The sequence below is a fragment of the Streptomyces sp. AF1A genome, from assembly GCF_047340315.1.
GTDB lineage: Bacteria > Actinomycetota > Actinomycetes > Streptomycetales > Streptomycetaceae > Streptomyces.
The window spans coordinates 1-20908 of sequence record NZ_JBLEBI010000123.1 but is presented as its reverse complement, the minus strand read 5'-3'; the positions used below and the strand labels follow the sequence as shown (position 1 = coordinate 20908).

Here is a 20908-nt window from a genome sequence, read left to right as displayed (position 1 = left end):
GCCCCGGGCCGTCACCGGGGGCCGCGTCGCCGCCCTCCGCGAGCACCTGGGCCATGCCGCGCAGCAGCTGCGCCAGGATCGTCCCGGAGTTGCCCCGGGCCCCGATGAGCGCGCCGTGGGCCATCGCCCGCACCGCGTCCCCGAGGGACGGCTCCGCGGAGCCGGTCTCGTACCCGGCGAACACGGCCTCCACGGCGGTCGCGGCCGACTCCAGGGTCAGATAGAGGTTCGTCCCGGTGTCGCCGTCCGCCACCGGATAGACGTTGATCGCGTCGATCTCCTCGCGCGCGCGGCCGAGCGCGTGCAGCGCCAGACCGCACCAGGTGCGCACCGCGAGAGCATCGAAGAATGTCTGCGGCACCTGCGCCACCTGCGCCTCCCTGAACCTGCCCTACGTGGGACGCAGCGTAGACCCCGAGGCGGTGTCCACCGGAAGAGGGCCGGGGCGGGGCACTGAGCTGCCATGGTAGTTTCGTTCTACGGGCGCAGCCGTTGTATGCTGCTCCGGTTGCCCGATCCCGATCGGGCCATTCCCCTGGCAGCGCCACTCAGATCTCAGGTCGTACGATCTCGATCCCGGCATGCCGGGATCAACCGTAAGTGCATCTGAAGTCTTTGGAGTGACCCGTGGCTGCCAACTGCGACGTCTGCGGCAAGGGGCCGGGCTTCGGCAACAACATCTCGCACTCGCACCGCCGTACGTCCCGCCGCTGGAACCCCAACATCCAGCGTGTGCGTACCGTGGTCGGCGGGACGCCGAAGCGCGTGAACGCCTGCACCTCGTGCATCAAGGCCGGCAAGGTCTCGCGCTGACGCCAACAGCTGAGCGCGCGGCCACTGCTGGTTCGCTGCACTGAGCCGGTCCACCTCAGGGTGGGCCGGCTTTTTGCCGTGCCCGTGCGCGCCCGCCCGTTCCTGCCGTACCCGTTTCTGCCGCGCCCTCAAGATCACTTGGGCGGCCTGAACCGCCACCCGTGGTCCACCGGACCGATCCCGGCGCCCAGCGCGAACCCCGCCGCGATCGCCCCGGTGACGTACTCCTTGGCCGCCCTGACCGCCTCCGGGACGGTCAGGCCCTTCGCCAGCCCCGACGCGACCGCCGAGGCCAGCGTGCAGCCCGTGCCGTGCGTGTGCCGGTTGTCGTGGCGGGGCGCCCGCAGCCAGTGCTCCGCAGAGCCGTCGGTCAGCAGATCGACCGCGTCCCCGGACAGATGCCCGCCCTTGACCAGCACCCAGCGCGGCCCGTACGCCAGCACGGCGTCCGCCGCCCGGCGCAGATCGCCCTCGGACTCGACCCGCACCCCCGTCAGTTGGGCCACCTCGTCGAGGTTCGGGGTGGCCACGGTGGCCGCCGGGAGCAGCTTCGCGCGCACCGTGTCCAGCGCGGAGGCGGCCAGCAGCGGGTCGCCGTGCTTGGAGACGCCCACCGGGTCCACGACGGCCGGCGCGTCCGTGCCGGAGATCAAGTCGGCGACCGCCTCGACCAGTTCCGCCGAGGCCAGCATGCCGGTCTTCACGGCCTGGACGCCGATGTCGTCGACGACGCTGCGGTACTGGGCCCGCACGGCTGCCACGGGCAGCTCCCAGGCGCCCTGCACGCCGAGCGAGTTCTGCGCGGTCACGGCCGTGATCACACTCATCCCGTGCACGCCCAGCGCGAGCATGGTCTTGAGGTCGGCCTGGATGCCGGCGCCGCCGCCGGAGTCCGAGCCCGCCACGGTCAGCACGCGCGGGATCATGACTCCAGGTCCCCGAAGTGGTCCCAGCCGCCCTTGCTGGTCCAGGGCGCCCCGTCGACGGTCACCTGGGGCAGCGCGGAGGGGTTGAGGACCTCGCCGATGACCTTCCAGCGGGCCGGGAGCTTGGTGTCCGGCGGGAAGGTCGCCACGATCGCGTGGTCCTCTCCCCCGGTCAGCACCCACTGGATCGGGTCCACGCCGACCGCCTGGCCGATGTCGTTCATCTGCGAGGGGATGTCGATGGCGCCGGAGCGGATGTCGATGCGCACCTTGCTGGCCTCGGCGATGTGCCCGAGGTCGGCGATCAGCCCGTCGCTGACGTCGCACATCGCGGTCGCGCCGAGCGCGGCGGCGGCCGGGCCCGCGTGGTAGGGCGGCTCGGGACGCCGGTGGGCCTCCACGAAGGCGCGCGGCGAGCGGAAGCCCCGCGAGAGCACCGCGTAGCCGGCCGCGGACCAGCCCAGCCAGCCCGTGACGGCGACGAGGTCGCCGGGCTGGGCGCCGGCGCGGGTGACGGGCTCCTGGTTGCGCAGATCGCCGAGCGCGGTGATCGACACCGTGATCGTGTCGCCGCGCACGACGTCCCCGCCGACCACGGAGGCGCCCGCGACCTGGCACTCGTCGCGCAGCCCGTCCATCAGCTCGCTGGGCCAGGTGACCGGGAGTTCGGCCGGGACGACGAGGCCGAGCAGCAGGGCGGTGGGCACGGCGCCCATGGCGGCGATGTCCGCGAGGTTCTGGGCGGCCGCCTTGCGCCCGACGTCGTAGGCCGTGGACCAGTCGCGGCGGAAGTGCCGGCCCTCCAGCAGGATGTCGGTGCTCGCCACCACCCGGCGGTCGGGCGCGGCCACCACCGCGGCGTCGTCGCCGGGGCCGATCCGGACCGCCGGGGTGGTGGTGAGACGGGAGGTGAGCTCCCTGATGAGCCCGAACTCCCCGAGCTCACCAACAGTGCCCTTCATGTCCCTTGCTCCCCTTCTCTGCCTTGCCCTGCCCACTCGCGCGTCATCAGTGTCCCCGATACCGTCGAGGTGACCCCGACGCGGTCCGCCGGACCGTGGACACGGTCCGGCCGACCGTCAACCTGCGTCGTGCCTGCACCCTGGCGCGCAAGCCCGGTCCCCGCAGGTCTCCCCGCGGGGAGCGGCGACGCGATACCGTGGCGTTCCTTTTCCCCACATGATCCTCGTGGCCGCCCTGGAGGTTCCGTGGTACAGGCGTACATCCTGATCCAGACGGAGGTCGGCAAGGCGTCGACCGTCGCCGAGACGATCAGCAAGATCCCTGGAGTGATCCAGGCCGAGGACGTGACGGGACCGTACGACGTCATCGTGCGCGCCCAGTCCGACACCGTCGACGACCTGGGTCGCATGGTGGTCGCGAAGGTCCAGCAAGTGGACGGCATCACGCGCACCCTGACCTGTCCGGTCGTGCATCTGTAGCCCCCGTCTACCCTTGGCCGGTGAACATCTTCCGGCACCGGCCCCTCGGCCTGCTCGCGCCCGCGCTGCTGATCGCGGTCGCGGGCTGTTCCACAGCAGACGACACCAGCGGCACGGTCGCGGTTCCCCGTCCCGACGCGAAGACCGCGCCGCTGTGCCGGAATCTGCACCAGGTGCTGCCCGGGAAGGTGGACGGGCAGCGCCGCGCCGACCCCAGGCCCCGGTCCGACTACACGGCGGGCTGGGGAAACCCGGCGATCATACTGCGCTGCGGGATCGTCCGGCCCCCGAAGATGATCGATCCCAAGGTGGCCCAGGGCGACGACCCGAACGCGATCGCCGGCGGGGTCGACGGCGTGGACTGGCTGATGGAGAAGCAGGGCGACGGGACCTGGCGGTTCACCACGGCCGGGCGCCGGGCCTATGTGCAGGTGCTGCTGCCGAAGAAGCTGTCCGGACCGGACGACAGCGCCCAGGTCCTGTCGGACCTGGCCGCCGCCGTGCGCAAGGCGGTCCCGACGGGGCTCGCCTCCATGACCGGATGAGGCTCAGCGCAGCCCGGTGGAACGGTGCAGCGCCGCCTGCACCAGCCGGTCCACCAACTCGGGGTAGGCGACGCCGGTGGCCTGCCACATCTGCGGGTACATCGAGATCGGCGTGAAGCCGGGCATGGTGTTGATCTCGTTGATGACGAACTCGCCGTCCTCGGTGAGGAAGAAGTCGGCGCGCACCAGGCCCTCGCAGGAGGCGGCCTCGAACGCCTCGACCGCGAGCCGCCGCACCTCGGCGGTCTGCTCGTCGGTGAGCGGCGCCGGGACGATGCCGGGCGTGGAGTCGATGTACTTGGCCTCGAAGTCGTAGTACGCGTGCGCGTCCGGCGGCGGGATCTCGGCCGGTACGGAGGCGCGCGGCCCGTCCTCGAACTCCAGGACGCCGCACTCGATCTCGCGGCCGCGGACGGCGGCCTCGATGATGATCTTCGGGTCGTGGGCCTGCGCGGTGGCGATCGCCTCGTCCAGGCCGGACAGGTCGTCGACCTTGGTGATGCCGATGGACGACCCCGCGCGCGCGGGTTTCACGAACAACGGCCAGCCGTGCTCGCCCGCGAAGTCGATGATCCTCTTGCGTGCGGCGGACTCGTCCCGCGCCCACGCGCGGGGGCGGATCACCTCGTACGGGCCGACCTTGAGCCCGAAGGAGGCGAAGACCCGCTTCATGTACTCCTTGTCCTGGCCGACGGCCGAGGCGAGCACGCCCGCACCCACGTACGGCACTCCGGACAGCTCCAGCAGGCCCTGCAGCGTGCCGTCCTCGCCGTAGGGGCCGTGGAGCACCGGGAAGACCACGTCGACCTCGCCGAGCGCCTTGGGCACCGAGCCGGGCTCGCTGTAGACGACCTCACGGCTGGCGGGGTCGACGGGGAGCACCACGCCGCCCTCGGCGGACTCCGCCAGTTCCTCGACGCTGGGCGTGCGGCGGTCGGTGATGGCCATCCGCTCCGGCTCGTCGGCGGTCAGGGCCCAACGGCCGTCCCGGGTGATGCCGATCGGCAGGACGTCGTACTTCGTCCGGTCGATGGCCTTGAGGACGGCGCCCGCCGTCACCACGGAGATCCCGTGTTCGGAGCTGCGCCCGCCGAAGACGACGGCCACGCGCGGCTTGCGAGGCGGCTGGTCAGGGCCCTGGGGGAGGTTCTCGGTGCTCATATCGCGTTGAGAGTACCTGGCGGCAGTGCCCTGAGACAGCGTTGGACGCCCGGGGTCGCTCAGCGTCGTTCCGGCTTCGCGCTGCGCGACATCAGCTCCTTGAGAGCGACCACCGGCGGCTTGCCCTCGTGCACGATGCCGACGACCGTCTCGGTGATCGGCATGTCGACGCCGTGCCGGCGGGCCAGATCCAGCACCGACTCGCAGGACTTGACGCCCTCGGCGGTCTGCCGGGTGACCGCGATGGTCTCCTGGAGCGTCATGCCCTTGCCCAGGTTGGTGCCGAAGGTGTGGTTGCGCGACAGCGGCGAGGAGCAGGTGGCCACCAGGTCGCCGAGGCCCGCGAGTCCGGAGAAGGTCAGCGGGTCGGCGCCGAGCGCCATGCCGAGCCGGGTGGTCTCGGCGAGGCCGCGGGTGATGAGCGAGCCCTTGGCGTTGTCGCCGAGCCCCATGCCGTCGGCGATGCCGACCGCGAGGCCGATGACGTTCTTGACCGCGCCGCCGAGTTCGCAGCCGACCACGTCGGTGTTGGTGTACGGCCGGAAGTACGGCGTGTGGCAAGCGGCCTGGAGGCGCTGCGCGACCCGCTCGTCGGCGCAGGCGACGACGGCGGCGGCGGGCATGCGGGCGGCGATCTCGCGTGCGAGGTTGGGCCCGGTGACGACGGCGACGCGGTCGGCGCCCGCCTTGGCGACGTCCTCGATCACCTCGCTCATCCGCATGGTGGAGCCGAGTTCGACGCCCTTCATCAGGGAGACGAGCACGGTGTCCGGGGCGAGCAGCGGGGTCCACTCGGCGAGGTTGGCGCGCAGGGTCTGGGAGGGGACCGCGAGCACGGTGAAGTCCGCGTCCCGGAGCGCCTGCGCGGCGTCCGGGGTGGCGCGCAGGTTCTCCGGGAGCTCCACGCCGGGCAGGTAGTCGGGGTTGGTCCGCGTGGAGTTGACCGCCTCGGTCAGCTCCGGGCGGCGGGCCCAGAGGGTCACCTCGCAGCCGGCGTCGGCGAGGACCATGCCGAAGGCGGTGCCCCAGGAGCCCGTGCCCATGACGGCCGCCCGGACGGGCTTGCTCACTTGGTCTGCCCCTCTTCCTGTTTGTCCCTGACCTGCGCCTGGGTCCGGCGCCGCTGCTCGATCCGCTCGCGGCGCGGGTCGTAGCGCGTCTCGGGCGCCTTCTCGCCGCGGATCTCCTCCAGGAGGCGGGTGATGGCGGCCATGATGACCTCGGTCGCCTCCTTCAGCAGCTCCGGGGTCATCTCCTTGCCGTAGAAGCGCGAGAGGTCCACGGGCGGGCCCGCCAGCACGTGGTGGGTCTTGCGCGGGAAGAGGTTCGGCTTCTTGGCATACGGCGGGAGCAGTTCGTTGGCTCCCCACTGGGCGATCGGGATGACCGGGCACTTGGTCTGCAGGGCCACGCGGGCGGCGCCGGTCTTGCCGGTCATGGGCCAGCCGTTCGGGTCGCGGGTGAGGGTCCCCTCGGGGTAGAAGGCGACGCACTCGCCGCGTTCCACGGCGTCGATGGCGGCGCGGAAGGCGCTGAGCGCGTCCGTGCTCTCCCGGTAGACGGGGATCTGCCCGGTGCCGCGCATGGCGGCGCCGACGAATCCCTTCTTGAAAAGCCCGCTCTTCGCCAGGAATCGCGGAACCCGTCCGGTGTTGTACTGATAGTGCGCGTAGGCGAAGGGGTCCACATGGGAATTGTGGTTCACCACGGTGATAAATCCGCCGTCGGCCGGAATGTGCTCCATTCCACGCCAGTCCCGCTTGATCAGAGCCACCAGCGGCGGTTTGCAGATCACCGCGGCGAAGCGGTACCAGAAGCCGATTCTGCGGCGGGACACAAGGACACCTTCCTCTAGGGGGCTGCCACCTCGGCGGGGGCCGCACAAGTGTCGCCCGGGGCGGCCGGTATGTCGAGAACACCGTACGCCCCGCCTGCGCCGGCGCCGGATGCCGCGGGTGACAATGAGCGCGACGAGCAAGGGACGGTACGCCGGTGCAGTGGACGTTGGTCATCCCCCTGAAGCCCCTGGGGCGCGCCAAGAGCAGGCTCTCGGACACGGCCGCCGAGGGGGTGCGCCCGGGGCTGGCCCTCGCGTTCGCGCAGGACACGGTGGCCGCCGCGCTGGCGGCAGCGGCGGTGTCGGATGTGGCGGTCGTCACGGACGACGAGCTGGCCGCCCGTGAGCTGGCGGCGCTCGGCGCGCGGATCGTCCCCGACGCCCCGGGCCGCGGCCTGAACGCCGCTCTGGCGCACGGCGCGGCCGTCGTACGGGAAAAGCGCCCGCACACTCCGGTCGCGGCCCTCAACGCCGATCTCCCCGCACTGCGCCCGCCGGAGCTCGACCGGGTGCTGTCCGCGGCGGCTGAATTCCCGCGGGCATTTCTCGCGGATGCGGCGCGGCGCGGCACGACATTGCTGGCCGCATCTCCCGGCCGGGATTTGCAGCCCGCATTCGGCTTTGATTCCCGTCATCGGCACCGGGTCTCGGGGGCGGTGGAACTCGCGCCGGCCGGCGTGGATTCGGTACGGCAGGACGTGGACACCGGGCAGGACCTGCGGGCCGCGCTGGCGCTCGGGGTGGGGCCGTACACGGCGGCCGTCTCGGCGGGTCTGCTGATCCCGGGCTCCTGAGCGCGGGTCCCGCAGCGGGCACGGGCCGGTGCCGTGTGCGGCTTTGCCGCCTGGGCGCGACCCGCCCCGGCGCGCCCTCCGCCCGTGGCCGGCCGTCTCCCCGCGGCACGTCCCGCACCGGCGGACACTAGGCTGGCCGCCATGCAGGCCACCGCATACACGTACGACCCGGAAACCCGAAGCGGGCAGGTGCTTCTCGACGACGGCACCCCGATCCCCTTCGACACCGCCGCGTTCGACGCCGGAGGCCTCAGGCTGCTGCGGCCCGGACAGCGGGTGCGGATCGAGACCGAGGGCGCGGGCGACGCCCTCCGGATCACGCTGGTGACCCTTCAGACCCTCTGACCGCCCTTGCACACGCCGCGGGCCGGGCTCCCCAGGGGAGTCCGGCCCGGCGCGTGAGTGCCCTGGCGTCGTTACGACGTGGCCTTGCGGGCGGTGGCCTTCTTCGCGGTCGTCTTGCGCGCGGTCGACTTCTTGGCCGGGGCCTTCTTGGCCGTGACCTTCTTCGCCGGGGCCTTCTTGGCCGCCGCCTTCTTGGCGGTGGTCTTCTTCGCGGCGGTGGTCTTGGCGGTCGCCGTCGTCTTCTTGGCCGCCGCCTTCTTCGCCGTGGTCTTCTTCGCGGCGGCCGTGGTCTTCTTGGCCGTCGTCTTCTTGGCGGTCGCCTTCGCCGCACCCGCCGCCTTCTTGGCGGCGGCCTTCTTGCCCGCGGCCTTGGCGATGGTGGGGGGCGGCCCGGACAGGCTGCCCTTGGGGGCCTTCTTGACGGCCACCTCGCCGCCGCGCGGGAGCTTCTTGGAGCCGCTCACAAGGTCCTTGAACCCCTGACCGGCGCGGAAGCGCGGCACGGACGTCTTCTTGACCCGAACACGCTCGCCCGTCTGGGGGTTGCGGGCGTAGCGGGCGGGGCGGTCCACCTTCTCGAAGGACCCGAAGCCGGTGACCGAGACCCGCTCGCCCGCGACGACCGCGCGGACGATGGCGTCCAGGACATGATCGACAGCGTCGGCGGCCTGCTGGCGGCCGCCCAACTTGTCGGCAATCGCTTCTACGAGCTGCGCCTTGTTCACGTCTTCCCCTTCGGAGACATCGCCGGAACGAAAGTGTTCAAGCTTTTTCGCACGTTAGGCAGATATATACCGCAAATCAAACACGAAACGGGCTTATCACCCTTGTGCCGCAACGGATTCGGTTGTCTCGGGCGGTTCAGCTGTCCTCGTCGGGGATCCGACCCTCATCGAGGTCTGCCGTGAACCGCTCGAGCCGCCTTGCCGCACCGGCGAGATCGTGCTTGGCCGCGGCCGTAATGACCAGCAGCTTCCGGGTCAGCGCCATCCGTACGCCCTCCGGGACTTGCAGTGCGCGCACCCTTGCGTGCGCTTCCTTGAGTTGGTTCGCGACCGCCGTATAGAGCTGGAGTTGGCCGTCGTGTTCCATGCACAGATTGTGCCATCTGGGGCGAGTTGTCGCCCGCGCTGGGGGTAACTGCCGCCATAAATGGCCTTCCAGGCACTTGCGGAGGGCGCGATCACAGCACTCACGTACCCAGTCAACCACCGTCTTAACGTGGGAAGTTGGCCCCATCAGCGCAGATGCGCAGCTCCGATCGGGTGCAGACACGGCTGTACCCCCGATCGTGGCGATCGGGGGTACAGCCGTGGGTGTTGGCGTGGCCGAAACCCGACCCGCCGGGGCTTCGGATCAGGCCTGGAGGGTCCGCGGCTTGTAGGCGGGCCGCCCGGCCTCGTACGCGGCGATGTCGGCCTCGTTCCGCAGCGTGATGGAGATGTCGTCCAGGCCGTTCAGCAGCCGCCAGCGGGAGTTCTCGTCCAGCTCGAAGGAGGCGGTGATGCCCTCGGCCCGCACCTCACGGGCCTCAAGGTCCACAGTGACCTCAGCAGTCGCGTCCTTCTCGGTCAGCTCCCACAGGCCGTCCACGATCTTCTGGTCCAGGACCACCGTGAGCAGGCCGTTCTTCAGCGAGTTGCCCCGGAAGATGTCCGCGAACCGGGAGGAGATCACGGCCTTGAAGCCGTAGTTCTGCAGCGCCCAGACGGCGTGCTCGCGCGAGGAGCCAGTGCCGAAGTCGGGGCCGGCCACCAGGACCGTGGCGCCCTGTCGCTCGGGGCGGTTGAGGACGAACTCGGGGTCCTTGCGCCAGGCCTCGAACAGCCCGTCCTCGAAGCCGTCCCGTGTCACCTTCTTGAGCCAGTGAGCAGGGATGATCTGGTCGGTGTCGACGTTGCTACGGCGCAGCGGGACGGCCCGGCCGGTGTGGGTGGTGAAGGCTTCCATGATTCTCAGACTCCAGCGGGCGTGCGGTCGTCGGTCAGGTCGGCCGGGGAGGCCAGGTGGCCCAGGACGGCGGTGGCCGCCGCGACCTGCGGCGACACCAGATGCGTACGACCGCCCTTGCCCTGCCGGCCCTCGAAGTTGCGGTTGGAGGTGGAGGCGGAGCGCTCGCCGGGTGCCAGCTGGTCGGGGTTCATGCCGAGGCACATCGAGCAGCCCGCGTGCCGCCATTCGGCGCCGGCCTCCTTGAAGACCACGTCCAGGCCCTCGGAGACGGCCTGCAGACCCACGCGCGCCGAGCCCGGGACGACCAGCATCCGTACGCCGTCGGCGACTTTGCGGTCCTTGAGGACGGCGGCGGCGGCGCGCAGGTCCTCGATGCGGCCGTTGGTGCAGGAGCCTACGAAGACGGTGTCCACGGTGATGGAGCGCAGCGGCTGGCCGGCCTCCAACCCCATGTACTCCAGGGCCTTTTCGGCGGCGAGGCGCTCCGAAGCGTCTTCGTACGAAGCCGGGTCGGGGACGGAGGCCGAAAGCGGCGCGCCCTGGCCGGGGTTGGTGCCCCAGGTGACGAACGGCGACAGCTCGTCGGCGTTGATCACGACCTCGGCGTCGAACTCGGCGTCGTCGTCGGTGCGCAGCGTCTTCCAGTACGCGACGGCCGCGTCCCAGTCGGCACCCTCGGGGGCGTGCGGGCGGCCCTTGAGGTAGGCGAAGGTCGTCTCGTCGGGGGCGATCATGCCCGCGCGGGCGCCGGCCTCGATCGACATGTTGCAGATGGTCATCCGGGCCTCCATCGAGAGCTTCTCGATGGCGGAGCCGCGGTACTCCAGGATGTAGCCCTGGCCGCCGCCGGTGCCGATCCTGGCGATGATCGCCAGGATCAGGTCCTTGGCGGTGACGCCCTCGGGCAGCTCGCCCTCGACGGTGATCGCCATGGTCTTGGGGCGGGCCAGCGGCAGCGTCTGGGTGGCCAGCACGTGCTCGACCTGCGAGGTGCCGATGCCGAACGCCAGCGCGCCGAACGCGCCGTGCGTGGAGGTGTGCGAGTCGCCGCAGACGACGGTGGTGCCCGGCTGGGTCAGACCCAGCTGCGGGCCGACCACGTGCACGACGCCCTGCTCGACGTCGCCCAGCGGGTGCAGGCGCACGCCGAACTCGGCGCAGTTCTTGCGCAGCGTCTCCAGCTGGGCGCGGGAGACCGGGTCGGCGATGGGCTTGTCGATGTCGAGGGTCGGGGTGTTGTGGTCCTCGGTCGCGATGGTGAGGTCGAGCCTGCGCACCCGGCGGCCGTTCTTGCGCAGCCCGTCGAAGGCCTGCGGGCTGGTCACCTCGTGCAGCAGGTGCAGATCGATGTAGAGGAGGTCGGGCTCGCCCTCGGCGCGCCGGACGACGTGGTCGTCCCAGACCTTCTCCGCGAGTGTCCTACCCATCGCTTTCCCTCCGGCCGGCAAGCGTGCACCGACCCAACTAGAGATCTTGAGGATGCGGCGACTGCCCGGATACGGGCCCCCAGAAGTCGTTGTTCCGGGCGTCCACCGCCGGGCCCGCTGGTTCGCGGGCCGCCGTGTGTTTCAAGGGTGGCGCGTTCCACGGAAAATTGAACTTGCGTTTCACAGAGTGAGACGCAAGTATCGTTGCATGGACAACAGTAGCGGCGTCGGCGTTCTGGACAAGGCGGCACTCGTCCTGAGCGCTCTGGAGTCCGGTCCGGCCACCCTCGCGGGTCTGGTCGGCGCGACCGGACTGGCACGACCCACGGCCCACCGCCTGGCCGTGGCCCTGGAGCACCACCGCATGGTGGCACGCGACATGCAGGGCCGGTTCATCCTCGGACCGCGCCTCGCCGAACTGGCGGCGGCCGCCGGCGAGGACCGCCTGCTCGCGACGGCGGGCCCCGTGCTCACCCACCTCCGCGATGTCACCGGCGAGAGCGCCCAGCTCTACCGTCGCCAGGGTGACATGCGGATCTGTGTGGCCGCGGCGGAGCGCCTGTCCGGTCTGCGGGACACGGTCCCGGTCGGCTCCACGCTGACGATGAAGGCCGGCTCCTCGGCGCAGATCCTGCTCGCCTGGGAGGAGCCCGAGCGCCTGCACCGAGGCCTGCAGGGCGCCCGCTTCACGGCGACGGCCCTGTCGGGCGTACGGCGGCGCGGCTGGGCGCAGTCGATAGGCGAGCGCGAGCCGGGCGTCGCGTCGGTCTCGGCGCCCGTGCGCGGCCCCTCCAACCGCGTGGTGGCCGCCGTCTCCGTCTCCGGCCCGATCGAGCGCCTGACCCGCCACCCGGGCCGCATGCACGCCCAGGCGGTCATCGACGCCGCCGGCCGCCTCTCGGAGGCCCTGCGCCGCTCGAGCTGACCCTCGCCGGAACGCCGAGGAGGTCCTGCCTCAACGCCGCGGCAGGCCCTCCTCGCTCCCCGGTTCCCCCCGTCCCCGGTTCAGGCGGTCTTCTCGGCCACCGGGGCCTGCCCGGACCGATGGGCGAACCGGTCCTTGGCGTAGCGCCCCCGCTTCTCCAGAGGGATCTGCCCGTGCGCGGCCGCCAGGCCGAACGCCGGCATGTCGCCGTAGATCGCCTCGTACGACCCCTCCGGCACGACGTACGTCTCGTGCCAGATCCCGACCTGCCCGCGCAGCTTCCCGGTCCGCTCCTTGCGGTTGAGCTGCGCCCAGGCCTTGTGGTGGAAGGCGTCGGGCGCGGTCGCGTAGGCGTACAGCTTCTCCTTGGACTCCCAGTACTGGACGACGTAGTACGTGCGCGGCGACGCCGTCAGCAGCACCCGGCCGCGCAGGCCCCGCGCGGGGTCCTTCTCCAGTTCCCGCAGCATGCGGACCATCGCGAGCAGCACCGGCAGCCACAGGTGCACGGCCCAGAAGCGGTTGATGCGCATGCCGATCAGCAGGACGACGACCTCGCCCTGCGCGTCGGCGGTCGTACGTGACACCATGACGACTCCCCCCTCATTGGTGAGCGGCGCTATCCAAGAGCGCATGATTGGATAGTGCCGTTATCCAAGAAGGGGCGCAAGACATGCGGCTCGCCGAATTGAGCAGACGCAGCGGTGTGTCCACCGCGACGATCAAGTACTACCTTCGCGAGGGCCTGTTGCCGCCGGGCCGCCAGATCAATCCCACGACGGCGGAGTACGACGACGGGCACCTGCGCCGGCTGCGACTGGTGCGTGCGATGATCCAGGTCGGCGGGGTCCCGGTGGCCACGGTCCGGGAGGTGCTGCGCAACGTCGACGACCCCGCGCTCGGCCGCACGATCCGGCTGGGCGCGGCCCTGTGGGCGCTGCCGCAGGTGCCGGAGCCGGACGAGGACGACGTGTTCGTGCAGGCGGCGCACCGCGAGGCGGACGAGCTGCTGGACCGGCTGGGCTGGTCGAACGCGAAGCTGCTGACGACGCTCTCGCCCGCGTACCGCGCCCTGGTCGTGGCGGTGGCCACGTTCCGCCGGCTCGGCTACGACTGGGGGTCCGAACTGCTGCTGTCGTACGCCAGGTTGATGCACGAGGTGGCCAAACTGGACCTGGACCTGGTGGAGGCGCAGCCCTCGGAGGCGGAGAAGGCGGAGACGGCGGTGCTCGGCACGGTGCTGACGGGGCCGATGCTGCACGCCCTGCGCCGGCTGGCCCAGGAGGAGGAGTCGGCGCGCCGCTTCGGTTTCGAGTAGCGCCCGGCACGACGAAGGCCCCCCGCCTCGGCGGAGGGCCTTCCCCTCTGTGTACCCCCGACCGGATTCGAACCGGCGCTACCGCCTTGAGAGGGCGGCGTGCTAGGCCGCTACACAACGGGGGCATGGACACTGCGTTTCCGCAGGTCCGAGCTGGTCTACCTGGACTCGAACCAAGACTAACTGAACCAGAATCAGTCGTGCTGCCAATTACACCATAGACCAATGATGGTTTAGACCAGTCAGTACCCCCGACCGGATTCGAACCGGCGCTACCGCCTTGAGAGGGCGGCGTGCTAGGCCGCTACACAACGGGGGCCCTTGTGATCCCGACATGATCGGGACCAGTACCCCCGACCGGATTCGAACCGGCGCTACTGCCTTGAGAGGGCAGCGTGCTAGGCCGCTACACAACGGGGGCTTTGCAGATGAGCTCTGCGAGCTGGCCTACCTGGACTCGAACCAAGACTAACTGAACCAGAATCAGTCGTGCTGCCAATTACACCATAGGCCACTGGAACTCAAGCCCCTGCCGGGGTCTCGTCCTAGTCTGCTCCTCGAGGCCCGGCCTTCCGGCCCGCTCCCCTCGGCGCAGGAAGAACATTACCCGAAGGTGGACGGGGCTCCAAAACGGGTATCCGCGCCGACGACCGCGGGGAGTTCGGCGAGGGTGGAGATCCGGTGCGCCGGCATCTCCCCGGCAGCCTGCGTATACGCCGTACCGCGGTCGATCCACACGGACAGCAGCCCGGCCTCGGCGGCGCCCCGCCCGTCGATCTCCGGGTGGTCTCCGACGTAGGCCACCTGGCGGGGCGGCAGGCCCAGCGTGTCGCAGGCGGCCAGGAAGGCGGCGGGCTCCGGCTTGGAGACGCCCAGCTCGGCGGCGCACAGCACGGCCTCGAAGCGGTCCAGCAGGCCGAGGGCGCGCAGCTTGTGCTCCTGGACGGCGATGCTGGAGTTCGACAGCACCGCGTGGCGGTAGCCGGCGGCGAGGGAGTCGAGGGCGGGCAGCACGTCCGGGAAGAGGCTCCAGGCGGCCTGGTAGTGCCCGACGTACCGGTCGAACCAGGCGTCGGCCTCGGCGTCGGTCAGCGCGGGCGCTCCGAGGAAGACCCGCACGCGGTCGCGCCGCTGGTCCTGGAAGGAGCACTCCCCCGCCGCGTACCGCGCCCACTGCTCGTCGGTGATCCTCCGCCAGCGGACCAGGGCCTCCTCCGCGCTGCCGTACCCGGCGAGCAGCCCCTCGGCCACCAGGTGTGCCCGCATGCCCCGCCGGTCCGCGGTCGTGTAGTCGAAGAGGGTGTCGTCCACGTCCCAGACCACGGCTCTGATCGTCATGACACCGACGGTACCGCCGAACGGCTGGCACACTGGTGGCCATGAGCGAGTACCGCGTCGAGTTCACTGTCAAAGCCCGTGAGACGTACGACGCTCTGCCTGCTGAGCGCCGGGCCCAGCTGGACACGGCCGTGCGCATACTCGCTCGTGACCCGTTCCGGAAGACCTCGACCGCGCCGCTGGGACCGGACGACAATCTGCGCAAGGCCTATGTGGCTCCCGGCGTGATGCTGGAGTACGTGGTGGCCGGCGCGATCATGGTCGTCGTCGTGGTCTGGATCTTTGACGAAAGCCAATACTTGATCGACGAAGCCGACGCGCAGTGAACAACGCGTCAGGGGCGGCATCCGGAGGCCTCCGGATGCCGCCCCTGACCTATGTGCCGGCTACGCGCTCAGCCTCGCCAGCGCCGCGTCGATGCGGGCCAGTGTCTTCTCCTTGCCCAGGACCTGGAGGGACTCGAAGAGGGGCAGGCCGACGGTGCGGCCGGTGACGGCGACGCGGACCGGGGCCTGGGCCTTGCCGAGCTTGAGGCCGTGGGCCTCGCCGGCGGCCAGGACGGCCTCCTTGAGGGACTCGGCGGAGGTCCAGTCGGCCGACTCCAGCTTCTCGCGGGCGGTGCGGAGCAGGGCGTCCGAGCCCTCCTTCATCGCCTTGGCCCAGCTCGCCTCGTCGAAGACCGGCTCCGGCAGGAACAGGAAGTCGACGTTGTCGGTGATCTCGGAGAGGACCTTCACGCGGGTCTGGGCGTGCGGAGCGATCGCCTCCCACTTGGCCTCGTCGAAGGCCTCCGGCGCCCAGGGGGCGAACGGGGCCTTCAGCCACGGCCGGCAGCGCTCGGTGAACTCCTTCACGTCCAGCATGCGGATGTGGTCGGCGTTGATCGCCTCGCACTTCTTCAGGTCGAAGCGCGCCGGGTTGGGGTTCACGTCGGAGATGTCGAAGGCCGCGATCATCTCGTCGATCGTGAAGACGTCCTGGTCCGCCGAGAGCGACCAGCCCAGCAGGGACAGGTAGTTGAGCAGGCCCTCGGGCAGGAAGCCCTGCTCGCGATAGAGGTTGAGGGACGACTTCGGGTCGCGCTTGGAGAGCTTCTTGTTGCCCTCGCCCATGACGTAGGGGAGGTGGCCGAAGTGCGGGATCCGCTTCGCGATGCCCAGCTCGATCAGCGCCTTGTACAGCGCGATCTGGCGCGGGGTGGAGGAGAGCAGGTCCTCGCCGCGCAGGACGTGGGTGATCTCCATCAGCGCGTCGTCGACCGGGTTCACCAGCGTGTACAGCGGGGCGCCGTTCGCGCGGACGATGCCGTAGTCCGGCACGTTCTCCGGGGTGAAGGTCAGCTCGCCGCGGACCAGGTCGGTGAAGGTGATCGTCTCGTCCGGCATGCGGAAGCGGACGATCGGCGTGCGGCCCTGGGCCCTGTACTCCTCGACCTGCTCGGCGCTCAGGTCGCGGCAGTGGCCGTCGTAGCCGGAGGGCCGGCCGGCGGCGCGGGCGGCCTCCCGGCGGCTGTCCAGCTCCTCCTGGGAGCAGTAGCAGTGGTAGGCGTGGCCGCTGTCCAGCAGCTTCCGTGCGACGTCGGCGTAGATGTCCATGCGCTGCGACTGGCGGTACGGCGCGTGCGGGCCGCCGACCTCGGGGCCCTCGTCCCAGTCGAAGCCGAGCCAGCGCATCGCGTCGAGCAGCTGGTTGTAGGACTCCTCGGAGTCGCGGGCCGCGTCGGTGTCCTCGATGCGGAAGACCAGGGTGCCCTGGTGGTGCCGGGCGAACGCCCAGTTGAACAGGGCGGTGCGGACCAGGCCCACGTGGGGGTTACCGGTGGGCGAGGGGCAGAAACGGACGCGTACGGGTGAGCCGGATGCGCTAGCCACGCTTGACAACCTTGTTGGTGAGAGTGCCGATGCCTTCGATGGTGACGGCGACCTCGTCGCCGACGCTGAGGGGGCCGACCCCCGCGGGGGTGCCGGTGAGGATGACGTCGCCGGGGAGCAGGGTCATGGCCTCGGAGATGTTCACGACCAGGTCCTCGATGGGGTGGATCATCTCGCTCGTGCGGCCCAGCTGGCGCTGTTCGCCGTTGACGGTGAGCTGGACGGTCAGGTCGTTCGCGCGCTCCAGGTCCAGGTCCGTCTCCACCCAGGGGCCGAGCGGGCAGGAGCTGTCGAAGCCCTTGGCGCGCGCCCACTGCTTCTCGCGCCGCTGCACGTCGCGGGCGGTGACGTCGTTGGCGCAGGTGTAGCCGAAGATCACGTCCTTGACGCGCTCGCGCGGGACCTCGCGGCACAGGCGGCCGATGACGACGGCCAGCTCGGCCTCGTGGTGCAGCTCCTCGGAGAACGGCGGGTACTGGATCTCGTCGCCGGGGCCGATCACCGAGGTGGAGGGCTTGAAGAAGGCGAACGGGGCCTCGGGCACCTCGTTGCCCAGCTCACGCGCGTGCTCGGCGTAGTTCCGGCCGAACGCCACGACCTTGTTGGGGAGCACCGGCGGCAGCAGCCTGACCTTGCCGAGCGGCACCTTCGTCCCGGACAGCTCGTGGTCCGCGAAGGGGATGCCCTTGATGATGTCGAGGACGAGTTCGTCCTGCTTGTCGCCCTCGACCGCGCCGAAGGCGACGTTCCCGTCGATGGAGAACCTGGCGATGCGCACGGGATCCTTGCGCCCCTCAACTAGAACCGGCGTACTGACGCCCCAGGTTAACCGGTCGGGCGGCCCGGTGTTCGGCCGGTACGGCCGGAGGCCGGGCGTTTTTCCGGCACGGGAAACGCTTGCCGGGAATTCCTTTCCCGGATTTTCCGGGTGCGGCCGGCCGGGGTCCGCTCCGCCGGCCCCCGCCGCCGCGCGTCCCGCCGTCGAGGGACCCGGACGCCGCAGGGAGCGGGCCGGAACGGCCGGGCCGTCCGGCCCCCGGCTCCGGCCCGGCTCTCTCCCCGCGCCCCGCGGCGGGACGACTCGTCCGGCCCCCGGGAACTTCGGTCCGAGCCCGCCGGCCGTGCTCCGGAAAGGCGCTCTCGGCAATGCGCGGAAAAAGGTGCGCTCCAAACCGCCGAAAAGGTGAGCGCGGCCCGGAAGACCGTCGCTGGTGCGTGGTCTTCCGGGCCGCGCTCGGGGTTCCGCGTCCGCCCGCCGGTCACTCGCCGGCCGCGACCGCCACGCCTTCCGGGACCTCCTCGAGGACGGTGCGCCTGGGGTTGGCCGTCTGGGTGGGGAGCTCGACGGACTGCTCCGGCAGCGCGGGCGTCTGCAGTTCGCCGGCGTCCTCCAGGTGCGCCAGGGTCGTGCGGCGCGGGTTGGCTATGGTGCGGAACATCATCGTCGTCTTCACGGTTGTACGTGTCCTCTGGTCCTGTGTCGTCCTGTGCCGGCTGGGTTACAGAAGCGTCACTCATGTAAAACGCCAGGCTAAACATCCAATTCCCGGCCGAACTCGCCAACCAGCCTGGATGTTCATGTGAGTTTGCTCACCACCCCGAGCACAAACCGGTCAATCCCGGCCGGCAACCCGCGCCTGCGAAACGGACATTGGACCACTGAAGCCACCATTCCGCTCCTGATCATGGCGACTGGGACAGGTGGCGCCGACCGGCAACTCGCAGAGATACGTCCATTATGGACGGGATCGGTGTGCACGTTCCGTGATCCGGCGGTCGCCGAACGTCACTTAGGTCACAGCTCGGGGCACGGCCCTTGTTGGAGATCCGGCACTGTGCTGGAATTCCACGGACCGCCGCAGGATCGAGCCGGCGCGCAGGGGGCGCAACGCAGCGCCGAGTGGCGGCGAGATAGGGGGGAACCTGCGCCGGTCACTCACGACCACCTGGGGGGCGTATTCAGGACGCTCCCTACAACGCCGACACCGTGTTCCTCCGTTCGCGCGGAGGGGCGCCTGGTCCAGAGGTTGCGACGCTAGTGCAGGGACGTTTCAAGAGGGATGGCAGCGCTTCGGCGGAGCCGGAGCCGCACGGCGGGACCGACCGCGGTTCCTCGCCCCAGCACGCCCAGGGCCCGGCCCCGTCCGGAGACGGCGGTGACCGCGCCGGGCGCACCGGTGCGTCCGGCTCGTCGGTCGCCGCGGGTTCCGCGGGCACCGCGAGCGCCGCGCCTGCGGTGAGGCCGGTGCAGGGCAGCACCGGTACCGGTTCGCGCATGGCCCTGCGCAACTGGCGCATCTCCACGCGCCTGGTGTCGCTGCTCGCGCTGCCCGTGGTCGCGGCGACCTCGCTGGGTGCGCTGCGCATCAACGAGAACATGAACGACATCCAGCAGCTCGACAACATGAAGCTGCTGACGGACATGACCAAGCAGGCGACCGAGCTGGCCGCCGCGCTCCAGGAGGAGCGCGACCAGTCCGCCGGCCCGCTGTCGCACGGCCTGAGCGTCAGCGACTACACGGTCAAGGGCTACGAGCAGAAGACCGACCGGGCACGCACGAACTTCCTCGACGCCTCCGAGCAGATCGACGCGGTCAGCAAGAACGGCCAGCTGCAGGGCGTGCGCGACGCGCTGGTCGGCCTCGCCCACCAGCTGGACGACCTGGCCAAGATCCGCCAGACCGCCTACCAGTCCCATGGCAACTCGACCCAGACGATCGAGTCCTACCACCGGCTCATCACCCAGCTGGTCGACCTGTCGCAGGACATGGCCGAGGCGTCCAGCAACCCGGAGATGATCTCCCGCACCCGCGCCCTGGCGGCCTTCTCCACCGCCAAGGAGTACGCCTCCGTGCAGCGGGCCACGATCGCCGCCGCACTGCCCGCGAGCAACAGCTCCAAGGGCAACCTCTCCGCCAACGACCGCCTCTACGGCCAGTCGGCGTACGACGACGAGATCTCCGAGCTTGCGATCTTCCGCAAGATCTACAGCAGCCAGGGCAACGCCGACGAGCTCCTCAAGCCGATCGACGAGGGCAACCCGACGATCGAGGCCGCGGACACCTACGCCAAGCGCGCCTTCGCGCCGGGCGGCCTGTCGGACCTGCCGCCCCGCTCCTACCGCGACTGGGTGGACGACAGCTCGGCCAAGATCGAGCAGATGAAGAAGATCGAGCACACGCTGCTCGAGGACATGGAGCAGAAGGCGCGCGAGCTGAAGAGCGCCACCCAGCGCGACGCCATCATCTCCGGTGTGCTGATCCTGATCGTGCTCTGCGTCTCGCTGGTCGGCGCGTTCGTCGTGGCCCGCTCCATGATCCGCTCGCTGCGCCGGCTGCAGGACACCGCCACCAAGGTCGCCCAGGACCGCCTGCCCGAGCTGGTCAAGCAGCTCTCCGAGTCCGACCCGCAGGACGTCGACACGTCCGTGGAGTCCGTCGGTGTGCACTCACGGGACGAGATCGGCCAGGTGGCCGCGGCCTTCGACGAGGTGCACCGCGAGGCGGTCCGGCTCGCCGCCGAGCAGGCCCTGCTGCGGGGCAACGTCAACGCGATGTTCACCAACCTCTCGCGCCGCTCCCAGGGCCTGATCCAGCGCCAGCTGTCGCTGATCTCCGAACTGGAGTCCCGCGAGGCCGACCCCGACCAGCTGTCCTCGCTGTTCAAGCTCGACCACCTCGCGACGCGCATGCGCCGTAACGGTGAGAACCTCCTGGTCCTCGCCGGTGAGGAGCCGGGGCGCCGCTGGACCCGCCCGGTCCCGCTGGTCGACGTGCTCCGCGCCGCCGCGTCCGAGGTGGAGCAGTACGAGCGCATCGAGCTGGCCGCGGTGCCGACCACCGAAGTGGCCGGCCGCGTGGTCAACGACCTCGTGCACCTGCTCGCCGAGCTGCTGGAGAACGCCACCTCGTTCTCCTCGCCCCAGACCAAGGTCAAGGTCACCGGTCACGCGCTGCCCGACGGCCGCGTGCTGATCGAGATCCACGACACCGGTATCGGCCTGTCCCCCGAGGACCTCGCCGCGATCAACGAGCGGCTGGCCTCGCCGCCCACCGTGGACGTCTCCGTCTCCCGCCGCATGGGCCTCTTCGTGGTCGGTCGTCTGTCGCAGCGGCACGGCATCCGCATCCAGCTGCGCCCGTCCGACTCCGGTGGTACGACCGCGCTGGTCATGCTGCCCGTGGACGTCGCCCAGGGCGGCAAGAAGCCCGCC

Annotated in this window: 24 protein-coding genes and 5 tRNA genes; 9 read left to right on the top strand and 20 right to left on the bottom strand. The window is 70.6% G+C overall.

Annotation, left to right across the window (positions count from 1 at the left end):
* Positions 1 to 370: DAK2 domain-containing protein (locus ACLU3S_RS26230; RefSeq protein ID WP_413954415.1), on the bottom strand; the 370-nt coding region annotated here is incomplete at its 3' end.
* A 257-nt stretch (positions 371 to 627) separates the two neighbouring features.
* On the opposite strand from ACLU3S_RS26230, the gene rpmB reads away from it, so the two are divergent.
* The gene (gene rpmB / locus ACLU3S_RS26225) at positions 628 to 813 is read left to right on the top strand and encodes a 50S ribosomal protein L28 (RefSeq protein WP_003993230.1); all 186 of its coding nucleotides are present in this window, start codon (positions 628 to 630) and stop codon (positions 811 to 813) included.
* Positions 814 to 947: 134 nt separating this feature from the next.
* Here the strand turns inward: rpmB and thiD are convergent, their stop codons facing one another.
* Together thiD and ACLU3S_RS26215 are read right to left on the bottom strand one after the other, a co-directional pair.
* Entirely contained in the window at positions 948 to 1739 is a 792-nt protein-coding gene (gene thiD, locus ACLU3S_RS26220) for a bifunctional hydroxymethylpyrimidine kinase/phosphomethylpyrimidine kinase (protein ID WP_413954414.1), read from the bottom strand.
* Positions 1736 to 2701 (bottom strand): thiamine-phosphate kinase, encoded by a 966-nt coding sequence (locus tag ACLU3S_RS26215; RefSeq protein ID WP_413954413.1) that lies wholly within the window; start codon positions 2699 to 2701, stop codon positions 1736 to 1738. The genes thiD and ACLU3S_RS26215 overlap by 4 nt, the downstream gene beginning before the upstream one ends.
* 246 nt (positions 2702 to 2947) lie before the next feature.
* Between ACLU3S_RS26215 and ACLU3S_RS26210 the strand changes: the two genes are divergently transcribed.
* Positions 2948 to 3181, top strand: coding sequence for an Lrp/AsnC family transcriptional regulator (locus ACLU3S_RS26210; protein ID WP_053137604.1), 234 nt, complete (start codon positions 2948 to 2950; stop codon positions 3179 to 3181).
* Between the two features lie 20 nt (positions 3182 to 3201).
* On the top strand, positions 3202 to 3726 hold the full coding sequence (locus ACLU3S_RS26205) for a DUF3515 domain-containing protein (protein ID WP_413954412.1): 525 nt from the start codon (positions 3202 to 3204) through the stop codon (positions 3724 to 3726).
* 3 nt (positions 3727 to 3729) lie between these two features.
* Here the strand turns inward: ACLU3S_RS26205 and ACLU3S_RS26200 are convergent, their stop codons facing one another.
* Genes ACLU3S_RS26200 through ACLU3S_RS26190 form a run of 3 tightly spaced genes read right to left on the bottom strand, consistent with a single transcriptional unit; the run spans position 3730 to position 6724 of the window.
* Entirely contained in the window at positions 3730 to 4887 is a 1158-nt protein-coding gene (locus ACLU3S_RS26200; RefSeq protein WP_413954411.1) for a D-alanine--D-alanine ligase family protein, read from the bottom strand.
* Between the two features lie 59 nt (positions 4888 to 4946).
* On the bottom strand, positions 4947 to 5957 hold the full coding sequence (locus ACLU3S_RS26195) for an NAD(P)H-dependent glycerol-3-phosphate dehydrogenase (protein WP_413954410.1): 1011 nt from the start codon (positions 5955 to 5957) through the stop codon (positions 4947 to 4949).
* Complete coding sequence (locus ACLU3S_RS26190; RefSeq protein WP_413954409.1) at positions 5954 to 6724, bottom strand: lysophospholipid acyltransferase family protein; 771 nt, start codon at positions 6722 to 6724, stop codon at positions 5954 to 5956. Before ACLU3S_RS26190 ends, ACLU3S_RS26195 begins: the two co-directional genes overlap by 4 nt.
* A 155-nt stretch (positions 6725 to 6879) precedes the next feature.
* Here ACLU3S_RS26190 and cofC point away from each other — a divergent pair, with 155 nt between their 5' ends.
* Together cofC and ACLU3S_RS26180 are read left to right on the top strand one after the other, a co-directional pair.
* Positions 6880 to 7518 (top strand): 2-phospho-L-lactate guanylyltransferase, encoded by a 639-nt coding sequence (gene cofC / locus ACLU3S_RS26185; RefSeq protein ID WP_413954408.1) that lies wholly within the window; start codon positions 6880 to 6882, stop codon positions 7516 to 7518.
* 141 nt (positions 7519 to 7659) lie between these two features.
* The gene (locus ACLU3S_RS26180) at positions 7660 to 7863 is read left to right on the top strand and encodes a hypothetical protein (protein WP_413954407.1); all 204 of its coding nucleotides are present in this window, start codon (positions 7660 to 7662) and stop codon (positions 7861 to 7863) included.
* A 71-nt stretch (positions 7864 to 7934) separates the two neighbouring features.
* Here the strand turns inward: ACLU3S_RS26180 and ACLU3S_RS26175 are convergent, their stop codons facing one another.
* The 4 genes from ACLU3S_RS26175 to leuC all read right to left on the bottom strand — a co-directional run bounded on the left by ACLU3S_RS26175 (position 7935) and on the right by leuC (position 11243).
* The gene (locus ACLU3S_RS26175; RefSeq protein ID WP_413954406.1) at positions 7935 to 8588 is read right to left on the bottom strand and encodes an HU family DNA-binding protein; all 654 of its coding nucleotides are present in this window, start codon (positions 8586 to 8588) and stop codon (positions 7935 to 7937) included.
* A 136-nt stretch (positions 8589 to 8724) separates the two neighbouring features.
* Positions 8725 to 8955: a hypothetical protein gene (locus tag ACLU3S_RS26170; protein ID WP_413954405.1), complete on the bottom strand. Its 231-nt coding sequence runs from the start codon at positions 8953 to 8955 to the stop codon at positions 8725 to 8727.
* Between the two features lie 264 nt (positions 8956 to 9219).
* On the bottom strand, positions 9220 to 9813 hold the full coding sequence (gene leuD, locus ACLU3S_RS26165) for a 3-isopropylmalate dehydratase small subunit (RefSeq protein WP_413954404.1): 594 nt from the start codon (positions 9811 to 9813) through the stop codon (positions 9220 to 9222).
* A gap of 5 nt (positions 9814 to 9818) precedes the next feature.
* Entirely contained in the window at positions 9819 to 11243 is a 1425-nt protein-coding gene (gene leuC, locus ACLU3S_RS26160; protein ID WP_413954403.1) for a 3-isopropylmalate dehydratase large subunit, read from the bottom strand.
* A 208-nt stretch (positions 11244 to 11451) separates the two neighbouring features.
* On the opposite strand from leuC, the gene ndgR reads away from it, so the two are divergent.
* The gene (gene ndgR / locus ACLU3S_RS26155; RefSeq protein ID WP_413954402.1) at positions 11452 to 12168 is read left to right on the top strand and encodes an IclR family transcriptional regulator NdgR; all 717 of its coding nucleotides are present in this window, start codon (positions 11452 to 11454) and stop codon (positions 12166 to 12168) included.
* Between the two features lie 80 nt (positions 12169 to 12248).
* On the opposite strand, the gene ACLU3S_RS26150 is transcribed toward ndgR, so the two are convergent.
* Positions 12249 to 12758, bottom strand: a complete 510-nt coding sequence (locus tag ACLU3S_RS26150; RefSeq protein ID WP_413954401.1) for a DUF4188 domain-containing protein — start codon at positions 12756 to 12758, stop codon at positions 12249 to 12251.
* Positions 12759 to 12841: 83 nt separating this feature from the next.
* Here ACLU3S_RS26150 and ACLU3S_RS26145 point away from each other — a divergent pair, with 83 nt between their 5' ends.
* Positions 12842 to 13486: a MerR family transcriptional regulator gene (locus ACLU3S_RS26145; RefSeq protein WP_413954400.1), complete on the top strand. Its 645-nt coding sequence runs from the start codon at positions 12842 to 12844 to the stop codon at positions 13484 to 13486.
* Between the two features lie 52 nt (positions 13487 to 13538).
* On the opposite strand, the gene ACLU3S_RS26140 is transcribed toward ACLU3S_RS26145, so the two are convergent.
* The 6 genes from ACLU3S_RS26140 to ACLU3S_RS26115 all read right to left on the bottom strand — a co-directional run bounded on the left by ACLU3S_RS26140 (position 13539) and on the right by ACLU3S_RS26115 (position 14824).
* A tRNA-Glu gene (locus ACLU3S_RS26140) sits at positions 13539 to 13611 on the bottom strand.
* Between the two features lie 28 nt (positions 13612 to 13639).
* A tRNA-Gln gene (locus ACLU3S_RS26135) sits at positions 13640 to 13711 on the bottom strand.
* A gap of 21 nt (positions 13712 to 13732) precedes the next feature.
* Positions 13733 to 13805, bottom strand: a tRNA-Glu gene (locus ACLU3S_RS26130).
* A gap of 29 nt (positions 13806 to 13834) precedes the next feature.
* Positions 13835 to 13907: transfer RNA gene (locus ACLU3S_RS26125), tRNA-Glu, on the bottom strand.
* Positions 13908 to 13928: 21 nt separating this feature from the next.
* Positions 13929 to 14000 (bottom strand) — tRNA-Gln (locus tag ACLU3S_RS26120).
* Between the two features lie 89 nt (positions 14001 to 14089).
* Positions 14090 to 14824, bottom strand: coding sequence for an HAD family hydrolase (locus ACLU3S_RS26115; protein WP_413954399.1), 735 nt, complete (start codon positions 14822 to 14824; stop codon positions 14090 to 14092).
* Positions 14825 to 14865: 41 nt separating this feature from the next.
* Between ACLU3S_RS26115 and ACLU3S_RS26110 the strand changes: the two genes are divergently transcribed.
* Positions 14866 to 15150, top strand: coding sequence for a type II toxin-antitoxin system RelE family toxin (locus ACLU3S_RS26110; RefSeq protein ID WP_413954398.1), 285 nt, complete (start codon positions 14866 to 14868; stop codon positions 15148 to 15150).
* Between the two features lie 60 nt (positions 15151 to 15210).
* On the opposite strand, the gene gltX is transcribed toward ACLU3S_RS26110, so the two are convergent.
* From gltX to ACLU3S_RS26095, 3 genes are all read right to left on the bottom strand, one after another.
* Positions 15211 to 16695, bottom strand: a complete 1485-nt coding sequence (gltX, locus tag ACLU3S_RS26105; protein WP_413954397.1) for a glutamate--tRNA ligase — start codon at positions 16693 to 16695, stop codon at positions 15211 to 15213.
* Entirely contained in the window at positions 16688 to 17473 is a 786-nt protein-coding gene (locus tag ACLU3S_RS26100) for a fumarylacetoacetate hydrolase family protein (protein WP_413954396.1), read from the bottom strand. The genes gltX and ACLU3S_RS26100 overlap by 8 nt, the downstream gene beginning before the upstream one ends.
* A gap of 481 nt (positions 17474 to 17954) precedes the next feature.
* Positions 17955 to 18149, bottom strand: coding sequence for a hypothetical protein (locus tag ACLU3S_RS26095; RefSeq protein WP_413954395.1), 195 nt, complete (start codon positions 18147 to 18149; stop codon positions 17955 to 17957).
* 584 nt (positions 18150 to 18733) lie between these two features.
* Here ACLU3S_RS26095 and ACLU3S_RS26090 point away from each other — a divergent pair.
* Positions 18734 to 20908 (top strand): nitrate- and nitrite sensing domain-containing protein (locus ACLU3S_RS26090; protein ID WP_413954394.1); only part of this gene is annotated, 2175 nt, incomplete at its 3' end.